Origin of the sequence: Candidatus Frankia nodulisporulans, from assembly GCF_902806475.1 — a bacterium.
GTDB lineage: Bacteria > Actinomycetota > Actinomycetes > Frankiales > Frankiaceae > Frankia > Frankia umida.
In genome coordinates, this window is record NZ_CADCWS010000291.1 from 1 (window position 1) to 4,789 (window position 4,789).

Genomic DNA, 4,789 nt, shown 5'->3' on the forward strand with positions numbered 1-4,789 from the left:
GACCATCGCCATGGCCAATGAGACCCCGCTGACCGTCGTCGGGAACCTCACCGGCGACCCGGAACTGAAGTTCACTCCGAACGGGGTGGCGATGTGCCGGTTCACCGTCGCCTCCACCCCACGCCGGTTCGACAAGACCACCAACCAGTGGGTGGACGGGGACGCGATGTTCCTGACCTGCACCGTCTGGCGGGGCGCCGCCGAGCACGCCTCCGACTCCCTCGCCAAGGGCATCCGGGTCATCGTCACCGGCCGTCTGCGTCAGCACCACTGGACGACCGACGCCGGGGAGCACCGGTCGATGTTCGGTCTCGACGTCGACGAGGTCGGCCCGTCGCTGCTGTTCGCCACCGCCACCGTCACCCGGACCGCCCGCGGCGCCACCCCCACCGACGACGCCTGGTCCACCGCCACCCCGGGCCGCACCGACGGCACCGCCGGCCAGCCGGAGCAGGGCTACAGCGACGAACCGCCGTTCTAGACGCCGCCCCGCCCACGGCGACGAGGAGGGGCAGACCGGACCAACCACGGGCCGCCTGCCCCACCCGGCGCCCCACCACCGAAAGGAGCCACGCCCATGCCCGTGACCGCGTCCGGCGCGCTGGCTGCCGCGCTCAACGCCGCGTTCCGCGGCTGGTACGTCCTGCCCCTGCGCCCCGGCCGCAAGATCCCCCTGGCCCACGACGTCGACCACTGCCCCCGCACCGGCCCGTGCGCCGAGGTACACCGCACCTGGGAGCAGCGCGCGACCCGCGACCTCGCCCAGGTCGAAGCCCACTGGCATGCCCACCGCCACCACGGCGTCGGCATCGCGACCGGCCCGTCCGGCCTGGTCGTCGTCGACCTCGACACCCCCAAGCCCACCGACCCCCCGCTACCCGAGGAATGGCAGGCCGAAGACGTCCGCAACGGCGCCGATGTCCTCGCCGCCCTGGCCCACCGCGCCGAGATCGAGCTTCCCCGCACCTACACGGTGCGCACCGGCCGGGGCGGTTGGCACCTGTACTACGCCGCCCCGGACGGCATCCGCCTGGGCAACACCAGCCGGACCCTCGGCCCATGGATCGACACCCGCGCGTGGGGCGGCCAGGTCGTCGCCGCGGGAACGACCGTGGCCGGACGCCCGTACAAGACCGTCCGGGACCTTCCCGTCGCCCCGCTACCCACCGCACTGTTTCAGCGCCTTCACACCCCGCCCCGACCAGCACCCCGACCCGTCCTGTTGAACCTGCCCGCCGGACGCCGCGCCGCCTACCTGGGCGCCGCGATCAGCCGCCAACTCACCTACATCACCGACGCCACCACCGGCGAACGCAACACCGCCCTCTACCGCTCCGCCGTCGCACTCGGCCAACTCGCCGCCGGTGGCGCCCTCACCGAAACCGACGTCAACGACATGCTGAAACAGGCTGCCGCAATCCACATCGGTACCGACGGCTTCACCTGGACCGCCGCCGAAGCAACCATCCGCTCCGGCCTGCGCGCTGGCGCCGCCCGACCACGGCAGATCCCCGCATGACCCCCCGCCCGGCCGACGGCGCCGCCATCCTCGACGCCCTACGCGCCGCGCTGGTGCGCTACGTCGTCCTGCCCTCCCCGCAGGCCACCGACGCCGTCGTCCTGTGGATCGCCGCGAGCCACGCCCAACCCGCATGGGCCCACGCACCCCGCATGGTCATCCGCGCCCCGGAAAAGCGCTGCGGGAAATCCCGTCTCCTCGACGTCATCGAAGCCACCTGCCACAACCCCCTCATCACCGTCAACGCATCCACCGCCGCTATCTACCGGTCCATCGACGACGACCCGCCGACCCTGCTCGTCGACGAAGCCGACACCGTGTTCGGCGGGAAATCCGCCGACAACAACGAAGACCTCCGGGGCCTGCTCAACGCCGGACACCAGCGCAACCGGCCCGCGCTTCGCTGGGACAACGTCGGCCGCCAGCTCGAACGCTGCCCAACATTCGCCATGGCCGCACTCGCCGGAATCGGCACCATGCCCGACACCATCGAAGACCGCGCCGTCGTCATCCGCATGCGCCGCCGCATGCCCGGAGAAACCGTCTCCCCCTACCGCCACCGCCGCGACCGGCCCGGCCTACGCACCATCGCCGAAAAGCTCGCCGCCTGGCTACGCCCCGACCTCCCCGCCCTCGAACGCGCCGAACCCGCCATGCCCGTCGAAGACCGCGCCGCCGACACCTGGGAACCCCTGTTCACCATCGCCGAGCACGCCCGCGGCACCTGGCCCGACCGCGCCCGACGCGCCGTCGACGTCCTCACCGCCGAAGCCGACGACGGCGAGGAAACCTCCCAACGGGTCCGGCTCCTGCTCGACTGCCGCCGCGCGTTCGGCACCGACAACGCCCTCCCCACCCTCCGGCTCCTGCAACGCCTCAACGGCGACCCCGAAGCCCCCTGGACCGAAACCGGACCCGCCGGACTCACCGGCCGCCGCCTGGCCGTCATGCTCCGCGACTACGGCATCCGCTCCACCAACATCCGCTTCCCCGACGGCACCCAAGCCAAGGGATACGACCGCGCCGCCTTCACCGACGCATGGGCCCGCTACTGCCCACCCGAGGACCCCGAAGACCCCTCGACGGAGGTCACGTCCCACCCGTCCCACCCGTCGCCGCCCAGCTCAACGCGGGACGGATACCCGCCCTGGGACGGATCCATCCGTCCCACCACCCCAACCCGTCCCACCCTGACCAGCCAAAACGACCATGTGACGGATGGGACGGATACCCCGCCGATACCCGTCACCACCCCCGCATGACCCGACGTTCGACGCGGCCCCGGCGCCCGCCTGCCAGCAAGCCACCGGGACCGCACTCCATCCCACCGAAAGCGAAAGGAGCACCTTCATCGTGACCCGCCCGCCCGCGTCCGAACACCTCCACGGTGTGGTCCCCGATAAGGCTCACCGGGCCCCGCGCCAAGAGCACGCCGCCCCCATCAGCCCCGCCACGATCCTGCTCACCGTCGAGCAGGCCGCGGAACAGCTCACGATCGGCCGTACCACCCTCTACGCGCTCATCCGCACCGGTGACATCCCCTCCGTCCGCATCGGCAAGCTCCGCCGCCTGCGCCCCGCCGACCTCACCGCCTACGCCACCCAACTCAGCGCCTGATCACCCGGGGCGCGGCGACCGTCTCGCCAACGCCACCCGCCGCGCCTCGGGCCCTCACCCAAGGAGCCACCAACCATGCCCAGGAAACGCAAGGAAGGAACCCGCGCACCGAACGGGACATCGACCATCTACCTCGGCTCCGATGGGTCCTGGCACGGTCGGGTGACCGTCGGAATTCGCGACGACGGACGGCCTGACCGGCGGCACGTCCGAGGGAAGGACGAATCCGAGGTAACCGGGAAGGTTCGGAAGCTCGAACAACAGCGAGATGCGGGCACTGTTCGGAAGTCGGGTAAGCCATGGACGGTAAAGCAGTGGCTGACTCATTGGATTGAGAACATCGTCCCGGGAAGCGTGGCCGACAACACCCTGTCCGGTTATCAGGTCGCTGTTCGCGTTCACCTAATCCCCGGCCTCGGCGCGCACCGCCTCGACAAGCTCGAACCCGAACACCTCGAACGTCTTTACATGAAGATGCAGCGGAACGGGAGTAAGCCCGCCACCGCCCACCAGGCCCACCGCACCATGAAGACCGCGATCAATGTGGCGATACGCCGGGGTCACTTGTCCCGTAACGTCGCGTCCCTGGCGAAGCCGCCACGCCTCAGTGAAGTTGAGATCGAGCCCTACACGGTCGCCGACGTCCAACGTCTGCTCGACACGGCCAGCCGACGGCGCAACGGCGCGCGATGGGCCCTCGCTCTCGCCCTCGGACTTCGGCAGGGCGAAACGCTCGGACTCCGCTGGTCGGACGTCAATCTTGACAACGGGGAGCTGCGTATCCGCCGCAACCGCTTGCGGCCCAAATACAAGCACGGCTGTGGCGGGACGTGTCCGCCCGAGCGAAAGGCCGGCTACTGCCCCGAGCGGATCGCTACCAGGCCGGCAACCGGGGATACGAAGTCGCGGGCCGGGCGGCGCGGCATCGGCCTGCCCGACCAACTCACCGCACTTCTCAAGCAGCACCGGGACGCACAGGCCATCGAGCGGGAGAATGCCGCCGATCTATGGCAGGAAGGGGGCTGGATCTTCGCGACGCCGACAGGCGGCCCGACGAACCCGCGGACCGACACAACGGAGTGGAAGCGGCTACTGCACGCCGCCGGCATCCGGGATGCTCGGCTCCACGACGCCCGGCACACGGCGGCAACCGTCCTGCTGCTTCTCGGTGTCCCTGATCGCGCCGTCATGCAGATCATGGGATGGTCCAACGCGGCGATGGCGGCGCGCTACCAGCACCTCACCGCGCCGATCCGGCGCGGCATCGCCAATCAGGTCGGTGCCCTGATCTGGGGGGCTACTGAGACCAGAACTGAGACCGGCGGCCCGGCGGAACGATCGTAACGATGTTCCCGCCGGGGCCGGACAGCCCGTCTACCTGCGGTGGAGGTGGGATTTGAACCCACGGAGGGGTTGCCCCCTCACACGCTTTCGAGGCGTGCGCCCTCGGCCACTAGGCGACTCCACCGTAGGTGAGCCTACCGGACGCGCCGGGCATGTGGTTCGCCGGGTCCGGACCGGACGCCGCCAGCCCTCCACGGCCAGGCCGCGATCCGGGCCCGCATCCGCCACCGTGCTCGTGGCTCGGCCCCGGTTCGGAGGCTGCCGGGTACCCGCTTAGCGGTGATGGCAACGGTATGTAACGAAAAACGG

At 70.6% G+C, this 4,789-nt stretch carries 5 protein-coding genes and 1 tRNA gene; 5 read left to right on the forward strand and 1 reads right to left on the reverse strand.

Translation table 11 applies throughout. The features are described from left to right. From ssb to G6R24_RS18330, 5 genes are all read left to right on the forward strand, one after another. A partial coding sequence (gene ssb / locus G6R24_RS18310) for a single-stranded DNA-binding protein (protein ID WP_476727362.1) occupies window positions 1-481 on the forward strand: 481 nt, incomplete at its 5' end. 96 nt (window positions 482-577) lie between these two features. Next, window positions 578-1,519: a bifunctional DNA primase/polymerase gene (locus G6R24_RS18315; RefSeq protein ID WP_163550432.1), complete on the forward strand. Its 942-nt coding sequence runs from the start codon at window positions 578-580 to the stop codon at window positions 1,517-1,519. Continuing rightward, on the forward strand, window positions 1,516-2,781 hold the full coding sequence (locus G6R24_RS18320; RefSeq protein ID WP_163550433.1) for a DUF3631 domain-containing protein: 1,266 nt from the start codon (window positions 1,516-1,518) through the stop codon (window positions 2,779-2,781). The genes G6R24_RS18315 and G6R24_RS18320 overlap by 4 nt, the downstream gene beginning before the upstream one ends. Window positions 2,782-2,872: 91 nt before the next feature. Next, the gene (locus G6R24_RS18325; protein WP_225438701.1) at window positions 2,873-3,136 is read left to right on the forward strand and encodes a helix-turn-helix domain-containing protein; all 264 of its coding nucleotides are present in this window, start codon (window positions 2,873-2,875) and stop codon (window positions 3,134-3,136) included. 75 nt (window positions 3,137-3,211) lie between these two features. Next, complete coding sequence (locus G6R24_RS18330) at window positions 3,212-4,480, forward strand: tyrosine-type recombinase/integrase (protein WP_163550434.1); 1,269 nt, start codon at window positions 3,212-3,214, stop codon at window positions 4,478-4,480. Between the two features lie 37 nt (window positions 4,481-4,517). On the opposite strand, the gene G6R24_RS18335 is transcribed toward G6R24_RS18330, so the two are convergent. Further along, window positions 4,518-4,604: transfer RNA gene (locus G6R24_RS18335), tRNA-Ser, on the reverse strand. Between the last annotated feature and the right edge of the window lie 185 nt (window positions 4,605-4,789).